The sequence below is a fragment of the Ruegeria sp. HKCCD6426 genome, from assembly GCF_057221115.1.
In genome coordinates this window covers 183,596-200,130 of record NZ_JBWVBF010000002.1, presented here as the reverse complement: position 1 = coordinate 200,130, position 16,535 = coordinate 183,596, and the positions used below count along the sequence as shown (strand labels likewise).

The following is a 16,535-nucleotide window of genomic DNA, read 5'->3' as shown; positions in this document are numbered from 1 at the left end:
GTCCGGCCTCAGTTGATCGCTGCTTCAACGACAGGTTTCCAAATGGCTTCATTGGCGGCCATCCAGTCTGCGGCGACCTGTTCCACAGGCTGGCCATCGACATCCACGGCGCCCATCATTGGCTGCTGATCAGACACATCCAATTGAAAATTGGTCAGAATTTCGTATGCAGCCGGCCATTTGCCAGCGATTCCTGACCATCCGGTCTTAAAGACCCGCGTCGGGGCAAAACCGCAATCATGAGTCGCACTCGGATTGCTACCCCAAGCCGGGTCAGTGAAGCAGGCTTCGCTTCCGTCAGGCAGTTCTACGAATTGTACGTCATATGCAGACATCGCCCAGTGCGGTTGCCAAAAAGTGATCAGCAACGGTGATTTCTTTTCGGTTGCGGCGCGAAGCTCGGTGACCAGTGCGCCTTCGGATCCCGCAGGAATAGCCTTGAACGGAAGGTCAAAACCGGTCAACCGTTCAGCTCCGGGTGTACCCCAATCTGCCGGGTAGTCGACCAGACGCCCCATCGGAAGGGTTTCTGCCGTGGCAAACAGCGACGCGCAGTCGTTCAGCGCCTCCCAGGCGGGCAATCCGGGGCAGAGTTCAGCGACATGCGCGGGATAGGCGATACCTTCCTTGGCATCCAGGCCAAGATCGCCCAGGTCGGCTACACCTCCGGCTTCAGCCTTCCTGGTGAAATCCTCGGAAACGTTGGAAGACCAGACTTCAAGCGCGGCATGAATTTCTCCATCCGCCATGGCCTGCCACATGTTCATATAACCGGCGGTCACATACTCCACTTTGTAACCTGCCGCTTCCAACATCTTCCCCGCAATGTGCGTGCTTACGTGCTGGCCAGTCCATTCATTGACGGCCAGTTTTATCGGCTCGTCGACTGCGCCTAGTTCGACGGCTTGCGCAGCGCTTGCAATGGCAATGATGCTTGCGGCAATGGCTGGAATTTTCATTGTGAGTCTCCCTGCGTGTTGGTCACATAGTTCGTGGGTCTTTCAATTGTTGCAGGAGATCTGGAGAATATTTATATCTGAAAGACATCAAATTAACCTCGTTGGACAAAAATGGCAAAATATTCTCGCCCAATACGTCTTCGGATCATCGTCACTCCAAATTTCAATATCGCGGCGACCATGGGATTCGTGGACCCATTCAGGGCTGCTAATTACCTTGAGGGGATCACTCATTTCAGCTGGGATTTTGTGTCCGCGGTGGGGGGCGCATGCGTGTCAAGCAGCGGTGCGACCATCGAAACCAAAGGTATGAAAGACCTGTCGACCGACGATGTTGACTTCTTGATTGTATCATCGAGCTGGACGCCGGAAGATCACGGAACTGCGGATGTTCAAGCTGTGCTGCGTCAAGCCGCGCTGCGGAAAATCCCGATAGGCGGAATAGATACCGGCGCATTCATTGTTGCTGCGGCGGGGCTTCTCAACAATCGCCGCGCAACTGTTCACTATGAGCACATCGATGCGTTTCGAGAACTCTATCCGCAAGTCGACTGCACCGAGGCGCTTTTTGAGTTTGACGGTGACCGGATCACTTGCTGCGGCGGTTCGGCCTCCTTCGATTTCGCATTGCATATCTTACAGGGAATTCACGGCAACGCGCTGGCAAACGCTGCAGCCCGGTACGTGTTTCATCCCAACATGCGCGAACGCGGAACGCCACAAAACCCGCAATTTGTTGAACCATTGGGTGCTAAAGTTCCGGGTTCGATACGAAAAGCGATCAAAGCTATGGAAGAAAACCTCGAGGATCCCCTTCCGATGAGTGGAATTTGCAAAGCGGCAGAGATTTCGCAACGACAACTAAATCGTCTGTTCGCTCAATACCTGAAAAAGACACCAGTACTGTATTATCGCGACATTCGGCTGGATCGTGCACGAGGGCTGGTGACACAAACTTCGCTTCCGATGTCCGAAATCGCCTTCGCTTGCGGGTTTTCCAGTCAGGTACATTTCAGCCGTGCATACAAGGAACGGTTCGGGTTGCCGCCGAAAAAGGACAGAATCGAGGGCAGGATTCCTTTCGAGTTTCGTGCCTGGCCAATGCACCGGAAGCGCGACAAAGTGCAAAAATGACCATTCAGGGAAAACGAAGGGCGATTCATGTAAAGTATGACTGACATGTAATCGACAAAATGTCCTCACCTGGCGGTTAAAAACGCACCCGCCCGCTCAAGAATTGATGAGGATCACCATGACTGAACAGCCATCGGCCAAGGATTTTGCAAACATCGCCACGGGCTATGACGAAAACGCTTCGCGCTCGCTTTCATTGCGCAAAGAAGCTTATGTCGAGGACGCCTGGTACAACGTCGATCTGGAAGCGGTAATCTCGAAAACCTGGCAATGGGTCTGTCATGTTGAGAAGGTGCGTGAGCCAGGGTCATATACGACTATTGAAATAGCCGGCAAACCGATTGCAGTTGTTCGCGATAAACAGGGTGAACTCCGTGCTTTCTACAACGTTTGCAAGCACCGCGCACACGAACTGTTGTCCGGTGAAGGCAACACGACCCGCATCATGTGCCCTTATCACGCATGGGTCTACAAGCTTGACGGTAACCTGGTGCGCGCGCCCCACACCGAGAACCTGGATGGCTTCGAACCCAAAGAGATCTGCCTGGATCAGGTTCAGGTCGAAGAGTTCTGTGGCTTTATTTATGTAAATCTCGACCCGAGCGCTAAATCGCTTGCGGAAACCACCGGCGATCTCGCGACCGAGATCAAGCACTGGGCACCGGATATCGAGGATCTGACATTCGCGCACCGTCTGACTTACGACATCAAATCGAACTGGAAAAACGTCGTCGACAATTTTCTGGAGTGTTACCACTGCCCGACCGCGCACAAGGACTTTTGCACACTGATCGAGATGGACACTTATAAGGTGACCACCCATGGCATCTATTCCAGCCACATGGCTGAAGCTGGCAACAACGCCAACAGTGCCTATGACGTGTCAAACGCCACGGTAAAAACCCATGCGGTGTGGTGGCTTTGGCCGAATACATGCATCATGCGCTATCCAGGCCGCTCATCGATGATCATACTGAATATTATTCCGGCAGGCCCGGACCGAACGTTCGAAACCTATGATTTCTTCCTCGAAACAAAAAAGCCAAACGAGGCAGAGTTGGAATCCATCCGCTATTTGGATGAAGTATTGCAGGTTGAAGACATCAATATCGTCGAAAGCGTGCAAAAGGGCATGAATACCCCTGCCTTCACCCAAGGCCGCATCGTGAATGATCCCGACGGGTCAGGCATGAGCGAACATGCAGTCCACCATTTCCACGGGCTGGTTCTTGATGCCTACAAGACGGCCGCCAAATGATCTCAGCCTGGCTCCCGGTTTTGCCGGGAACAAAACCGATGCGGTTTGAGCCTCCCCCATCTCAGGGAGCTTTTACTCGCATCGGTTTAACAGGGAGAAATTAAATGCCGGACACGCCAAATATCGTCATAATCATGGCTGATCAACTGGCGCCGCATTACTGCGGTGCCTATGCCCACAAGATTGCCAAAACTCCGCACATGGACGCGCTTGCTGCCCGGGGTATGCGATTTGATGCGGCCTATTGCAATTCACCGCTGTGCGCACCGTCTCGCTTTTCATTCATGTCGGGGCAGTTGATCAGCCGGATCGCCGCCTTTGACAACGCGTCTGAATTCAAGGCAACGGTGCCAACTTTTGCCCACTACCTCAAAGCACTGGGGTATCGCACCTGCCTGTCGGGTAAGATGCATTTTATCGGCCCGGATCAGAAACATGGGTTTCAGGATCGCGTCACAACCGACATCTACCCGGCTGATTTTGCCTGGACTCCGGACTGGGAAGCCCCGGACGAGCGGATGGAAAAATGGTATCACAACATGCAGACCGTCAAGGAAAGCGGAGTGGCCGTTGCGACATTCCAAACCGATTATGACGACGAAGTCGGCTTTGCCGCGCGTCGCTGGCTGATCGACCGGGGCCGTGACCGCGCCCATGGCGAGGATGCCCCTTTTGCCCTGGTGGCCAGCTTCATTCACCCGCACGATCCCTACGTGGCGCAACCCGAATGGTGGGATCTCTATTCCGATGATGAGATCAGCATGCCGGAATTCGTGCTCTCACCCGAGGAGCAGGACCCGTTCTCGCGCCGGGTGATGGATGGGATCGAGGCCAGCTATGTGCCCTTGACAGAAGAAGAGGTACGTCGCGCCCGCCGCGCCTATCTGGCCAATGTCAGCTTTTTCGACAGCCAGATCGGCAAGATTGTCAAAACGCTGGAGGACATCGGCGAGCTGGACAACACCATTGTCATGGTCACCGCAGATCACGGTGACATGCTGGGCGAGCGTGGCCTTTGGTACAAGATGAACTTTTTCGAGTCATCAAGCCGGGTGCCGCTGATTATGGCCGGCCCAGGCGTGGTGCGCGGGACCGCCGCCAATGCCTGTTCGCTTGTCGATATGCTGCCAACGCTGGTGGAAATCGGCGGCGGTGATGACGCGATACTGGGCGAACCGGTTGACGGTCGCAGCCTGATGCCTCTGGCCCGCGGCGAAGAGGATCCCGTGGATGAAGCCATCGGCGAGTATTGCGCAGAAATGACACCTTATCCGGTTTTCATGATCCGTCGCGGGGCGCTGAAATACGTCCACTGCGATGCGGACCCGGCACAACTTTATGATCTGGCGAAAGATCCGCTGGAGAAAACCAATGTCGCTCAGGATCCGGCCTATACCAAAGCGGCTGCTGAATTTGCCGCAGAGGTCGCGAAACGCTGGGACAGCAAGCAACTTCGCCACGACATCATGGTCACGCAAAAATCGCGCAGGGCGCTGCATACCATAATGGAATCCGGCGCCGGTGAGGCATGGGATTATAACCCGCCCTCGGATGCGACCCAGCAATATGTACGCAACAACATGGATTGGCCGGTTGCGGCAGCCCGCTTCCGCTTTCCGCCCCTTAAAGAAGGACAACAAACATGAAACTTAAGGGAAAAGTCGCGCTTGTCACCGGTGGTCGCGGCGGGATTGGCCGTGCGATCGTGGCACGGTTCCTGCACGAGGGCGCCACGGTCTATGCAGCCGACCTGACCGAACAGGGCTCGCTGGCCGAACACAACAATGACGGCAGCCGTTTCGTTAAGATGAACGTGGCTGACGAGGATGTTGTGAAGGCGGCGATGGCGCAAGTTCAGGCCGATTGCGGAAAGCTGGACATACTCGTCAATGCTGCCGGTATTGAGATTGAAAAGACCATCGAGGACACAACGCTCGAAGAATGGAACATGTCCTTTGCGGTAAACTGTACCGGCACATTCCTGACATCGAAACATGCGCTGCCTTTGATGCGCGAAGCCGCCAAATCCGGCTACAGCGCCTCGATCATTAACTTTGGCTCTTATGACGGGTTCATCGCCGACCCGGGGCTGGCGGCCTATTGCGCCACCAAAGGTGCTGTGCACGCACTGACCCGTGCGATGGCCTGTGACCATGGCCCAGAAGGCATCCGCGTCAATGCAATCTGCCCCGGCTATATCGATACGCCGATGCTGCAGAGCTTTTTTACCGGCGACGGTTCCGGTGGGGGCGGCAAAACCATCGGCGAATTGCAACAAGCCGTGCGCGACGTACACCCCATGCGCACCTATGGAACGCCTGACGACATCGCCAATCTGGTGAACTGGCTGGCCTCGGACGAAGCGCGCTACGCCTCCGGCCAGCTTTGGGTGCTTGATGGTGGCCTGTCGGCGCAAGTCCAGCAAATGCGGGTCTGAGGAGTAACGACCATGGCCAAACAGAAATCGGTAATCATTACCTGTGCGCCTACGGGCGGGATCCATACACCGACCATGTCGGAGCATCTGCCGATAACCCCCAACGAAATCGCTGCGGCCTCGATCGAGGCCGCCGAGGCCGGGGCGTCGATCATCCACTTGCACGCGCGTGATCCGGAGACCGGGAAACCCGATCCCAACCCCGAACTTTTTATGGAGTTCCTGCCGCGGATCAAGCAATCGACAGACGCGGTGATGAACGTCTCGACCGGCGGCGGCTTAGGTATGAGCCGCGAAGAGCGTCTGCGGGCGGCAACCGTGGCGAGCCCCGAAATGGCCAGCATGAATATCGGGTCGATGAATTTCGGCATCTTCCCGATGAAGGACAAGTATTCAAACTGGAAACACGCGTGGGAGCCGGAATTCCTGGACATGACGCGCGATTTTATCTTCCGCAATACCTTCGCGGATATCGAATATTGCCTGAAAGAGCTGGGCGAGGGCCACGGCACGCGGTTTGAGTTCGAATGCTATGATCTGGGCCATCTCTATAACCTCGCCTGGATCATAGATCAGGATTGGATCAAGGGACCAATCTTTGTGCAGATGGTCTTTGGCATTTTGGGTGGCGTTGGCGCCGACCTGGACAACCTGATGCACATGCATACCATCGCCAACAAGCTGTTTGGCGATGATTATGAATGGTCCGTTCTGGCTGCCGGACGGCATCAGATGCCCTTTACCACGCAAAGCGCGCTGCTGGGAGGCAATGTGCGTGTCGGGCTGGAGGATAGCCTCTATATCGGGCCGGGCGAAAAGGCGGTGTCCAGCGCGCAGCAGGTAAAGAAAATCCGCAACATTGTTGAAAACCTGGGCCTCACGGTCGCGACCCCGGCCGAGGTGCGCGAACGCCTTGGCCTTAAGGGTGGCGATCAGGTCGCATTCTGAGGGAGGGGAGACATGCAAACCAAAATGTTGATCAATGGCGAATTGGTCGAAGGGGACGGCGACGCAATCGCGGTGCTGAACCCTGCCACTGGCGAAGAGATATGTGCGATCAACTCCGCCACATCCGAACAGGCCGAGGCCGCGGCCGCCGCCGCGCATGAGGCGTTTGAGACATTTGGTCAAACCACGCCGGCCGAGCGCTCGGCGCTGTTGACTGAAATCGCCAATGTTCTGGAAGAGAATATCGAGGAACTGGCAGAGTTGGAAAGCTTGGATGCGGGCAAACCCTGGCCTTCGGCACTGAATGACGAAACGCCGCTGACGCTGGATACTTTTCGCTTTTTCGCCGGAGCCGCACGCACTGTGACGGGCGTGACGGCCGGTGAATATGTGGCCGGTCACACCAGCATGATCCGCAAAGATCCGGTCGGACCCGTTGCTGCGATTGCGCCCTGGAACTATCCGCTGATGATGGCAGCCTGGAAACTGGCCGCACCACTTGCTGCGGGCTGCCCGGTAACGCTGAAGCCGTCGCAGCTCACTCCGCTGTCGACACTGAAAGCGGGCGAGTTGATTGCCAGTGTTGCGCCCAAGGGCGTCGTCAACATCCTGCATGGCACGGGGCGCGACATCGGCAACCAGATAATCAACGATCCGCGTACCGAAGCGATCTCGATTACCGGGTCGAACGCAACCGGAGCCGAGGCGATGAAAGCCGCTTCGCGTCAGATCCGCCATGTGCATCTGGAACTGGGCGGCAAAGCGCCCGTGATCGTGTTCGAAGATGCTGACATTGACGCAATTGCAGAAACCGTGCGCTTTGGCTCGTTCTTCAATGCCGGGCAGGATTGCGCACAACCCTGCCGTTTGCTGGTGGCCGAAGCGATCTATGACAAGGTCGTCGCCGCCGTGGTCGATCAGGTCCGCCAGATCAAGGTCGGCGCACAGAAGGCCGAAGGCACTGAAATGGGGCCAATTATTTCCGCAGGCCAGCGCAACACCGTGGCCGGTTTCGTCGACCGCGCGCGGGAGAACTGCGAAGTCGTGGCCGGCGGCAATATGATCGACGGTCCCGGCTTCTTCTATGAACCCACTGTTCTGGCAAACGTCGCCCATGACGCCGAAGTGTTCTGCAATGAGATCTTTGGTCCTGTTGTCACCATCTCGCGTTTCAGCGACGAGGAAGAGGCCCTGAAGGTCGCCAATACCGGCCCGTTCGGTCTGGCCTCTTCGGTTTGGACCAACAATACTGGTCGCGCAATGCGGATGTCGTCCAGGATGCGCTATGGGTTTACCTGGGTGAACACGCATGGAGTCGCGACCCCGGAAATGCCTTGGGCCGCAATGAAATCCTCGGGCACCGGCTGCGATATGAGTGTCTTTGCGCTGGATGCCTATACTGCCGTCAGACACGTAATGATCGCTCATGGATAACAATATGGAAAAGCAGACTGCAATTGTAACCGGTGGTAGCCGGGGTATTGGCCGAGCCATCGTCGATCAGCTTGTCGCCGATGGGTACAACGTTGTTACGTGCGGGCGGGGCAGTCGTCCGGAGAACCTACCTGACAATGTTCTTTGGGTCACTGCCGATGTGTCCCGAAACGACGAAGCCACGCGTTTGTTTGCCGAGGCGAAATCGGCCTTTGGCCCGGTTTCGTTGCTGGTCAACAATGCGGGTGTTCAGGTCGAAAAGACTGTCGCCGACAGCGAAGATGGCGACTGGGACCTGGTGATGAACGTCAACTGCAAAGGCGTGTTCAACATGTGCCGGGAAGCATTGAAAGACATGACCGAACTCGGCGGCAATATCGTCAACATCGGCTCGATCTCGGGTATGGTCGCGGACCCCTCCATGGCGCTTTATAACGCGTCCAAGGCCTGGGTGCACGGGCTGACCCGTTCAATTGCCGTCGATCATGGCCCCAAAGTTCGCTGTAACGCGATCCGCCCCGGCTGGATCATGACGGAAATGGCCGAAGACGGTTTTGCGCTGGCCAATGACCCGCAAAAGGCCATGGCTGATGCACTGGCCCGTCACCCGGTCGGCCGGTTCGGGCAGCCCTCGGACATCGCCCATATGGTATCGTGGCTGGCCTCAGAAAAAGCGGCCTATGTCAGCGGCGAGTGTTTCACGGTGGATGGCGGCATGACGGCTGCATCGCCTCTTAATCCGGGATTATTCTGATGGTGGAATTTGCACATACAGCCTGCCTTGGAGGCGGAGTCATCGGCGCCAGTTGGGCCGCCTTGTTTCTGGCTTCGGGCCGGTCGGTCGCGGTGTTCGATCCGGCTCCGACGGCGGAAAAATCTGTTCGCGACTACGTCGAGATGGCGTGGCCGACCCTGACCGAGCTTGGACTGACCGAAAACGGCAATCCGGACGCTCTCAGCTTTCACAGCAGTGCCGCTGCGGCCGTTGATGGCGCCGATTTCGTGCAGGAAAACGTTCCGGAACGGGTGGCGATCAAACATGCCACATTTGCCGAGATCGAACCCGTTTTGAATACCGATGCCATCGTGGCAAGCTCAGCCTCAGGCTTGACGCTAAGTCAGATGCAGAGCGGCTGGAACAATCCCGTGCGTTTTGTGCTGGGCCATCCTTTCAACCCGCCACATCTGATCCCTCTGGTCGAGGTGATGGGCAACGACCTGACCGATGCTAGTGCCGTCGAGGGGGCCGAGCGGTTCTACGAGGCCGTCGGCAAGGTTACCATCCGCGTCAACAAAGAAAAACCCGGCCACGTCGCCAATCGTTTGCAGGCAGCCATCTGGCGCGAAGCGATCAGCCTTGTGATGGAAGGTGTCGCCTCGGTAGAGGATGTGGACAAAGCGGTCTGGGCAGGCCCTGGACTGCGGTGGGCTGCGATGGGCCCGACCATGCTGTTCAATCTGGGCGCAGGTGAAGGCGGGCTGGAAGCCTTCTGCGATCACTTCTCTGACACGTTCAACGGCTGGTGGGATGACCTCGGTCAGATTCATCTGAACGAAGACATCGCCATGCAGATGATCAAAGGTGTCGGCGAAGCAGCGCGAGGTCAGTCACCGGCTGAACTGTCGGCAAAACGCGATGCTCTCATTCTAGCCATGCAAAAGGCCACCACAAGGCTGCGCGAAGTCAGCTGAATTCAGCTGCAGTAAACATGCCGTTTTCATTGCGCTTGGTTTCCTGAGCGCAGTGTCGGTCTCGTTCTGCTTGAAAAAGAGGAATTTCGTTATGAAAGATTCGATGCGGTCAGAACCACAAAAGGTTGTGGTGATCGGTGCCGGGCAGGCTGGATTTTCGGTCTGTTCCAAGTTGCGATCGCTTGGTTTTGCTGGAAAAATTACTCTGATCGGTGATGAGGACCATCCGCCATACCAGCGCCCGCCTCTGTCAAAGGCCTATCTTCTGGGCGAAATGGCGCTTGAACGGCTGTTTTTTCGCCCAGACAGTTACTACACCAACGAAAACATCGAATTGATTTTGTCGAATTCAGCGAAGGCTATCGACCGGTCGGCTCGTGAAGTGACCCTGTCGGATGGGACTGTCCTGCCCTATGACAAGTTGGTTCTGGCCACCGGCGCAAACGTTGTCAGGCTACCGGCTTCAATAGGAGGTGATCTGAAGGGCGTGCACTATGTGCGATCGTTGGTGGATGCTGACAGGATGCAAAGCGATGTTGGTCCTGATCGTACGGCCCTGATTGTTGGGGGCGGGTTTATCGGGCTCGAAGCCGCCGCCGTCGCCGCCAAATCCGGCATGAAGGTGGTGCTGGTCGAGGCCGCGGAGCGTATATTACAGCGCGTCGCATCGCCGGCGACATCGGATTACTTCCGCAGCTTGCACCAAGGTCATGGCGTCGACATTCGCGAAGGCGTCAAGTTGCGGAAGCTGACGGGAGACAATGGTCGCATCGTCTCGGCGACGCTGTCTGACGGCAGCAACATCGACGCGGATACCGCGATTGTCGGGATTGGCATTCGCCCCAATGACGCCTTGGCTAACGAGGCTGGTCTGACGCTGGAAAACGGCATTCGTGTTGACGACCGGTGTCGGACATCGGACCTGGACATTTTTGCAGTGGGAGATTGCACTTCGTTTCCACATGGCAAGGGCCGTGTTCGTCTGGAAAGCGTCGGAAGCGCCATCGATCAAGGCGAGATCGTAGCGCAGAACATCATGCAGCAACACGCCACCTATCAGGCGAAACCATGGTTCTGGTCCGACCAATATGACACCAAGCTCCAGATTGTCGGCCTGTCCACCGGCTATGACCGGACCGTCACTCGCCAAGGCAGCATGGGCGCTGTGTCGTTCTGGTATTACGCGAGGGATCGCCTGTTGGCCGTGGATGCAATCAATGACCCGCGCGGATACATGGTCGCAAAGCGCCTGATTGAAGGCGATAAGTCGCCGGATCCCGATCTGGTGGCCGATCCCTCTACAGACCTGAAAGCGCTGCTACGCTGAGTGTTTTGACCCAGCCCAAATTGATGAATGCGACGCAAAAAAGAAGGAAGAATTGTGGTCTTTATCCGCCTGCACTCACGAAGGGTTGGCGATCACGCGCCTGCAGCGCCAGATCGAACACATCATCGATCAGCAGTTTGAAAGCTTCGAGGCGTTTCATCAGTGGTCTGTCGCGGAACCGGACCAGTTCTGGTCCAAGCTGTGGAATTTTTGCCGGGTGATCGGAGTGAAAATCGGCCCGGCGCTGGTAGATGCTGACAATATAGAAAGGGCGCGCTTCTTTCCCGACGCGCGTCTGAACTATGCCGAGAATTGCCTGCGACGGAAGGGGCAGGACGTTGCAATTCTGTTCCGGTCTGAGGGTGGGGAAACGGTCTCACTTTCATGGGACGCGCTGGCTAATGAAGTTTCGCTCGCGCAGCAGGTATTGCGCGCGCAAGGTGTCGCTGCGGGTGATCGGGTGGCCGCTGTCATTCCAAATTTTCCGGGTGCGGTGATATATATGCTGGCGACCGCCTCTTTGGGTGCGATCTGGTCGTTCTGATCACCTGACTTCGGCGCTGGCGCAATCGTTGACCGCTTTCAACAGATTGAACCCAAAGTGCTGCTCTGGGCCGATGGCCACTTCCACAACGGCAAGGGCGACCTTTGTACCTCTTTGTTACCGCTTGGCAGGTTAGTGATTACATCGGTGCAAAGGCTCTTTTGAGCAGCCTGCCTAATGTCGATTGGCTGCTCGGAGATCGAGGCTATGACGCTGATTGGTTCAGACAAGCCCTGAAAGACAAGGGGATACGCGACTGTATCTCGGGCCGGAAGCAACGCACGGCCAACGTCAAATATGACAAGCGCCGCTACAAGCGGCGCAATCGGATCGAGATTATGTTCGGCAGGCTAAAGGATTGGCGGCGGGTGGCAACCCGTTATGACAGGTGCCCGAAGGTATTCCTCTCCGCCATCGCTCTCGCCGCCATTGTCATCTTCTGGTTATGAAACAAGAACGAGTCCTGACCCTAGTGAGACGCCCGTTTTTCAGGATACTCATGTCCTACTAGGGCTAGCCCTATTAGACAATCACCAACGTCAACGGCCCAAAGCGGTTATCCGTCGGAGAGGTTCGACGCCGCGGTGCGGCCCGTCAGAGGAGACATTCGCGGGCATGCAAAATCTCCGAAGCCACGAAGGAACAAGCCGCCCAATAAAACTGACGTTCCCAAGCCAATAGGCAATGACAACAGGCAGCCCAAAGCGGGCGCTACGCTGGTGGTCTGTGAACCAAAGGTGGGCTTTCACGCGTGCCGGTCACGACACAGTCTGATTAGCCAATTTCACACGAGACCAATCGAATACGATATTGAACACAAACGTGTAGATTGTGATGAAGACAATCAGCACCGCCTCCAATTTCATCGCTCCCCACAAAGTCAGACCGATAACCCAGGCGAGAACAGGCAGGGTCAAAATCACAAAGGTGCCTTCGAATAGCAGAGCATGCGCCACCCTCACTGACGCCGACTTATGAGTGTTTTTTCGGATATTCACCAAATACCAATCAAATGTGACGTTAAAGATCACGTTCCACACCAGCGCGGCCAAGGAAAAGAAAGCCCCCATGATCACGGATTTCTGCACATCGGCATGCGAGATCAGCGGCAGCAGGAGGGCTACGCTCAAAAGCGCGAAAACCTCATACAATGCGGCGTGAACCATCCTTCCAGAAAAGCTCATGAGAATTCTCCCGAGATCCAGTTTTAGTGGAGCTTTTAGCCTATTGCTGAGATCAATAAAGGTAGATACCATCTGGTAAACCGATAGATGGCAGGTCACCCAGATGCGCGCATCCTTTGAACAATTGGAAGCCTTCGTCACCACCCACAGCGAAGGGTCCTTTTCTGCCGCAGCTCGTAAATGCAACAAGGCGCAATCGGTGATCAGCACCCTTGTCGCCAATCTTGAGATCGATCTGGGCGTTGAGTTATTCGACCGCAGCCGGAGATATCCGATCCTCACCAAAGCCGGGGAGGCATTGATCTCGTCGGCCGAGATTCTGCTGGAACGACGCAGCCGGCTTCTTGCCGTGGCAGACGCTCTGGCGATGGCGCCTGAGACCCGTGTCAAACTTGCCATAGCGCCACACATCAAACTGGCCAATCTGGGAGAGATCATCCGAACCTTCAGCATTGAGTTCCCGGCCGTTGATGTGGAAATCCAGTCCTTTACTGCCGGAGAAATTCAGCGGTTGATCGCCGAAGGCACGGCGGATCTGGGCATTATTTTGGAGCCAGCGGGCATTCCCCAAGCGCTCGATTTTCGCTCACTGGGAGCACTCAGACTGGTTTGTGTCAGCCACCCGGAAAGCTCGCTTGCACAGATGCCCTCGACCTCGTGGGAGGAGCTGCGCCTGCATCGTCAGATCTTGCTTAAAGAAGCCGACAACCCCAACAGCGCAATCCTCAAGGCCTCGCCGTCGATTTGGCAGGTCAGCAGTGCAGCCGAGGCCATAGATCTTGTGCAGGCTGGCCTTGGGTGGTCAGCACTGCCTTTGCATGCGGTGGACGTCTTTGTTCAAACCGGTGAGTTAAAGATCCTGCCCCTGCAATTCGAGACCAAACCCTATGCCGAACGTTCAGTGGATATGGTTTGGTCTTTCGAAAAGCCAATTGGGCAGGCAACTGCCAAGCTGATGGAACTGTTGGCTGAAAACGCTGTTATACAGAACTCCACAGTGACTTAAGCCTCGGTGCGAAGCTCCTTGGCGAATGAAGTGATGGTGTGTTTTGGTGCACCAAGAACCGCACGGGTTTCACCGTCCACTCGCTCTTCCTTTAGCTGCTGCACGAAGGTTAGAACGTGCTCGATAAAATCTGCCTGCTCTTTCGGCAGACCCATCTCACCCAGCGCTTCCATCGGCAACTCGATCACCTGTGCGTCTGGCGCGTAAGACGCCAGAAACTCTGTCGCTGCTTCGGTATACGTGATGGCCTGCCGGCCTTGCACCGCAAATTCCTTGTTTTTGGCCGCATCATTGCCAATGGCATTGTAGACCAGTTTCGCCAGATCGCTGGTATTGGTGAACCAGATCGGATTAATGTGATTTCCGATAACCGCCAATTGGTTATCCATCAAAAGCTTGGGCAGCGAATCCAGAAAGAACGAACAATAAAAGAAGGTATAGGGGATGCCCGATGCCTTGATGGCCTCAATGCCGCCTTTGCGGATGGCATTGGTGCCATAGGCCATGCCTTCGGTTGAAAACTCGGGATACGCGTAGTCGACCCCGGCAATTTGCATGATGTGCTGAACGCCAGCCTCTTTTGCGGCCGCTACGATATTTATCACACCTTCCCGTTCCGTGTGGAATGGCAGGCTGGTGTCCAGCGTCTCGGTGTTCAGGGTGATGTACAGTGTCTCCGTTCCCTGCAAAGCCGATGCCAGGCTGGCCGGGTTTGACACGTCGCCCTGAACCAACCGAACGCCAGCGGGCAAAGTGGCTTTAGCTGCCGTTTGGTTCCGCACAATTGCGGTCACGTCAGCACCTTTTTCAACGAGTTTGGCAGTCACGCGATGTCCCAAATGGCCCGTGGCGCCGATGATCGTGATTGATTTTGTCATGGTGGTATCTCCTGTTTTCCGACGCTTCTACAGATCCGGATGAAATACCTTTAGTTACAATCCATCTATCTGATAGATACTATTTTGGGAAAGAACTTAACCGGACCTGATAAATGGAAAGTTGCGTCCGGCGACTTTAACCGCAGCCAATATCCGCTTTCACGGAGCGACGCTGGTCTTGCAAAGTCAGCTTGCTGCGCATTGCGCGCCATAAAAAACCGGACGCGAAATCAGTTAAGATGGGCTTATTCCAGACCTCGGATACAGCGCAATATCTGACCCATGGAAAGCTATCCGTACAATCAAGGACAGCCCTTATGCGCCGCGAATGCTGAAAGCTCTGGATATTAGGGCCGCCCCGGTGGCTATTCCCATGGTGAATGCCGCTGAGTTAGTTGGTGGAAAAAGCGACCGGGTGAAACCGATAGAATTTCTGCGCAAAAACTCGAAATGGCATCGACACCTTAAAGCTCAGCCGGAGGATGACCATCGCCTCTGGGAAGTTGCAGTGCCGTTTCATCTACGCGACGATTTCCGTTCCGGAGATATCTGGCTGGGCATTCAAAGCGCTACGCCGATTCGAAGCAGGCCCTTGTGCCAATCTCAGCCGTTTCCGCCATCCCCAGATTAACAATGCCTCTTGATCCGGTCACTTGGCTTGCGGATCGAAAGGTGCGGATCATCGACGGCCTGAACCGTTTAGCGCGTGCTGCCAGGCACGGTGCCATCCCCGGCGGGTCTATCGAGAATGGCGCGCTCAAGATCGAACGACTGACCACCGCCGTACCTGACGAGGCGGAAGAGATCGTCCTCGATCTCTATCGGCAACTTCCAGACATTCGCATCACCGATCTGCTTCTGGAAGTGGATGAAGTTACTGGATTCACAGACGCCTTCACCCATCTGCGAACAGGTGGGCCTTGCAAAGACAGGATTGGACCGCTGAATGTTCTGCTGGCGGAGGGGCTGAATCTCGGCCTGAGCAAGATGGCCGAAGCTAGCAACACTCACGATTAACCCATTTTGCGTGGTTCAGAGAGGACCCGTTCTCGATCAGTCGTGTCCCGCAAGAAAGGTGTGCCGGCTAATGCCGGCTGACCCCTGGCTTTCTTAATCGCCTTCTCCACATCTTCGACCTGAGCATTCACGTGCCAAATTCCCCCGGGCCCGTAAAATTCCGGTACTTGCTGGCGCCAATACTCATCCGGATCGGACGGGATGTCGGTCCGCGCACCTCGGGCTTTAAGTTCCTCGGCGATCTTGCGGAGAATTTCAGGCTCCCTTCTTTCTTCGGTCATTTCCGCACCTTCAGAATCTCTTCCAAACTTCCCCTTTCAGCTTCGGCCGCTTCATATTTTGCCGTCATAGCTGCCAGCTGCGCTTTCAGATCGGCGATCTCATCCTTGCCGGCCGTTGCATTTTCACGCTCAAGCGCGAGATTTCCGGCGGACAATGCGTCAGCCCTCTTCTTTTCATCCTCGTAAGCGCCAGTCAGGCGATTAGCTTCTTCACCGAGGCGCTCGTTCTCGTTGCGCAAATCCCGGTTCTGTTCTCGTGCAGCGACAAGCTCAGCCTCGGTAACTTTGATCTCCTCGAACCGGCGTTCGAGCTCATTAGCTTCATCAAGAAGAGCCTCAGAGTTCTGGCGGCGCTCATCCTCCAACTCCGCCCGGGCCGTGGCCATGGCGGCCTCGAAGACCTTGTCGACGAATGACTAGGCCCGGTCCTGCAGAT

At 55.9% G+C, this 16,535-nt stretch carries 16 protein-coding genes and 2 pseudogenes; 13 read left to right on the top strand and 5 right to left on the bottom strand.

Annotated elements, in window-relative coordinates; genetic code table 11:
• Positions 1 to 8: 8 nt before the first annotated feature.
• Positions 9 to 959: an ABC transporter substrate-binding protein gene (locus tag AC2TDA_RS05630; RefSeq protein WP_480878031.1), complete on the bottom strand. Its 951-nt coding sequence runs from the start codon at positions 957 to 959 to the stop codon at positions 9 to 11.
• 111 nt (positions 960 to 1,070) lie between these two features.
• Here AC2TDA_RS05630 and AC2TDA_RS05625 point away from each other — a divergent pair, with 111 nt between their 5' ends.
• The 11 genes and pseudogenes from AC2TDA_RS05625 to AC2TDA_RS05575 all read left to right on the top strand — a co-directional run.
• Positions 1,071 to 2,093: a GlxA family transcriptional regulator gene (locus tag AC2TDA_RS05625; RefSeq protein WP_480878033.1), complete on the top strand. Its 1,023-nt coding sequence runs from the start codon at positions 1,071 to 1,073 to the stop codon at positions 2,091 to 2,093.
• 118 nt (positions 2,094 to 2,211) lie between these two features.
• Positions 2,212 to 3,351: an aromatic ring-hydroxylating oxygenase subunit alpha gene (locus tag AC2TDA_RS05620; protein ID WP_480878035.1), complete on the top strand. Its 1,140-nt coding sequence runs from the start codon at positions 2,212 to 2,214 to the stop codon at positions 3,349 to 3,351.
• 104 nt (positions 3,352 to 3,455) lie between these two features.
• On the top strand, positions 3,456 to 4,997 hold the full coding sequence (betC, locus tag AC2TDA_RS05615) for a choline-sulfatase (protein ID WP_480878037.1): 1,542 nt from the start codon (positions 3,456 to 3,458) through the stop codon (positions 4,995 to 4,997).
• The gene (locus AC2TDA_RS05610; protein ID WP_480878039.1) at positions 4,994 to 5,788 is read left to right on the top strand and encodes an SDR family NAD(P)-dependent oxidoreductase; all 795 of its coding nucleotides are present in this window, start codon (positions 4,994 to 4,996) and stop codon (positions 5,786 to 5,788) included. The genes betC and AC2TDA_RS05610 overlap by 4 nt, the downstream gene beginning before the upstream one ends.
• Before the next feature lie 12 nt (positions 5,789 to 5,800).
• Positions 5,801 to 6,736 carry a 3,5-dioxohexanoate:acetyl-CoA acetone transferase gene (gene kce / locus AC2TDA_RS05605; protein WP_480878041.1) on the top strand — a complete coding sequence of 312 codons (936 nt, stop codon included), beginning with the start codon at positions 5,801 to 5,803 and terminating at the stop codon, positions 6,734 to 6,736.
• 12 nt (positions 6,737 to 6,748) lie between these two features.
• Positions 6,749 to 8,170 carry an aminobutyraldehyde dehydrogenase gene (locus tag AC2TDA_RS05600; RefSeq protein WP_480878043.1) on the top strand — a complete coding sequence of 474 codons (1,422 nt, stop codon included), beginning with the start codon at positions 6,749 to 6,751 and terminating at the stop codon, positions 8,168 to 8,170.
• Between the two features lie 4 nt (positions 8,171 to 8,174).
• A complete protein-coding gene (locus AC2TDA_RS05595) occupies positions 8,175 to 8,924 on the top strand; it encodes an SDR family NAD(P)-dependent oxidoreductase (protein ID WP_480878045.1) in 750 nt (249 codons plus the stop codon).
• Positions 8,924 to 9,862 (top strand): 3-hydroxyacyl-CoA dehydrogenase NAD-binding domain-containing protein, encoded by a 939-nt coding sequence (locus tag AC2TDA_RS05590; protein WP_480878046.1) that lies wholly within the window; start codon positions 8,924 to 8,926, stop codon positions 9,860 to 9,862. The genes AC2TDA_RS05595 and AC2TDA_RS05590 overlap by 1 nt, the downstream gene beginning before the upstream one ends.
• A 91-nt stretch (positions 9,863 to 9,953) precedes the next feature.
• Positions 9,954 to 11,189, top strand: a complete 1,236-nt coding sequence (locus AC2TDA_RS05585; protein WP_480878048.1) for an NAD(P)/FAD-dependent oxidoreductase — start codon at positions 9,954 to 9,956, stop codon at positions 11,187 to 11,189.
• A 52-nt stretch (positions 11,190 to 11,241) separates the two neighbouring features.
• A complete protein-coding gene (locus AC2TDA_RS05580; RefSeq protein ID WP_480878050.1) occupies positions 11,242 to 11,733 on the top strand; it encodes an AMP-binding protein in 492 nt (163 codons plus the stop codon).
• Positions 11,734 to 11,825: 92 nt separating this feature from the next.
• Positions 11,826 to 12,182, top strand: a pseudogene (locus AC2TDA_RS05575) (IS5 family transposase); the annotation flags it as partial.
• Positions 12,183 to 12,491: 309 nt separating this feature from the next.
• Here AC2TDA_RS05575 and AC2TDA_RS05570 read toward each other — a convergent pair.
• Entirely contained in the window at positions 12,492 to 12,917 is a 426-nt protein-coding gene (locus tag AC2TDA_RS05570; RefSeq protein ID WP_480878051.1) for a PACE efflux transporter, read from the bottom strand.
• Between the two features lie 103 nt (positions 12,918 to 13,020).
• Here AC2TDA_RS05570 and AC2TDA_RS05565 point away from each other — a divergent pair, with 103 nt between their 5' ends.
• Positions 13,021 to 13,923: a LysR family transcriptional regulator gene (locus tag AC2TDA_RS05565; RefSeq protein ID WP_480878052.1), complete on the top strand. Its 903-nt coding sequence runs from the start codon at positions 13,021 to 13,023 to the stop codon at positions 13,921 to 13,923.
• Here the strand turns inward: AC2TDA_RS05565 and AC2TDA_RS05560 are convergent.
• Positions 13,920 to 14,801, bottom strand: coding sequence for an SDR family oxidoreductase (locus tag AC2TDA_RS05560; protein ID WP_480878053.1), 882 nt, complete (start codon positions 14,799 to 14,801; stop codon positions 13,920 to 13,922). The two genes, AC2TDA_RS05565 and AC2TDA_RS05560, sit on opposite strands and share 4 nt — an antisense overlap.
• Positions 14,802 to 15,117: 316 nt before the next feature.
• Here AC2TDA_RS05560 and AC2TDA_RS05555 point away from each other — a divergent pair.
• Positions 15,118 to 15,815 (top strand): annotated as a pseudogene (locus tag AC2TDA_RS05555) (Tn3 family transposase); the annotation flags it as partial.
• Here AC2TDA_RS05555 and AC2TDA_RS05550 read toward each other — a convergent pair.
• Complete coding sequence (locus tag AC2TDA_RS05550) at positions 15,815 to 16,099, bottom strand: hypothetical protein (RefSeq protein ID WP_480878055.1); 285 nt, start codon at positions 16,097 to 16,099, stop codon at positions 15,815 to 15,817. The pseudogene AC2TDA_RS05555 and the gene AC2TDA_RS05550 sit on opposite strands and share 1 nt — an antisense overlap.
• Positions 16,096 to 16,485 carry a hypothetical protein gene (locus AC2TDA_RS05545; RefSeq protein WP_480878121.1) on the bottom strand — a complete coding sequence of 130 codons (390 nt, stop codon included), beginning with the start codon at positions 16,483 to 16,485 and terminating at the stop codon, positions 16,096 to 16,098. The genes AC2TDA_RS05550 and AC2TDA_RS05545 overlap by 4 nt, the downstream gene beginning before the upstream one ends.
• Positions 16,486 to 16,535 lie beyond the last annotated feature (50 nt).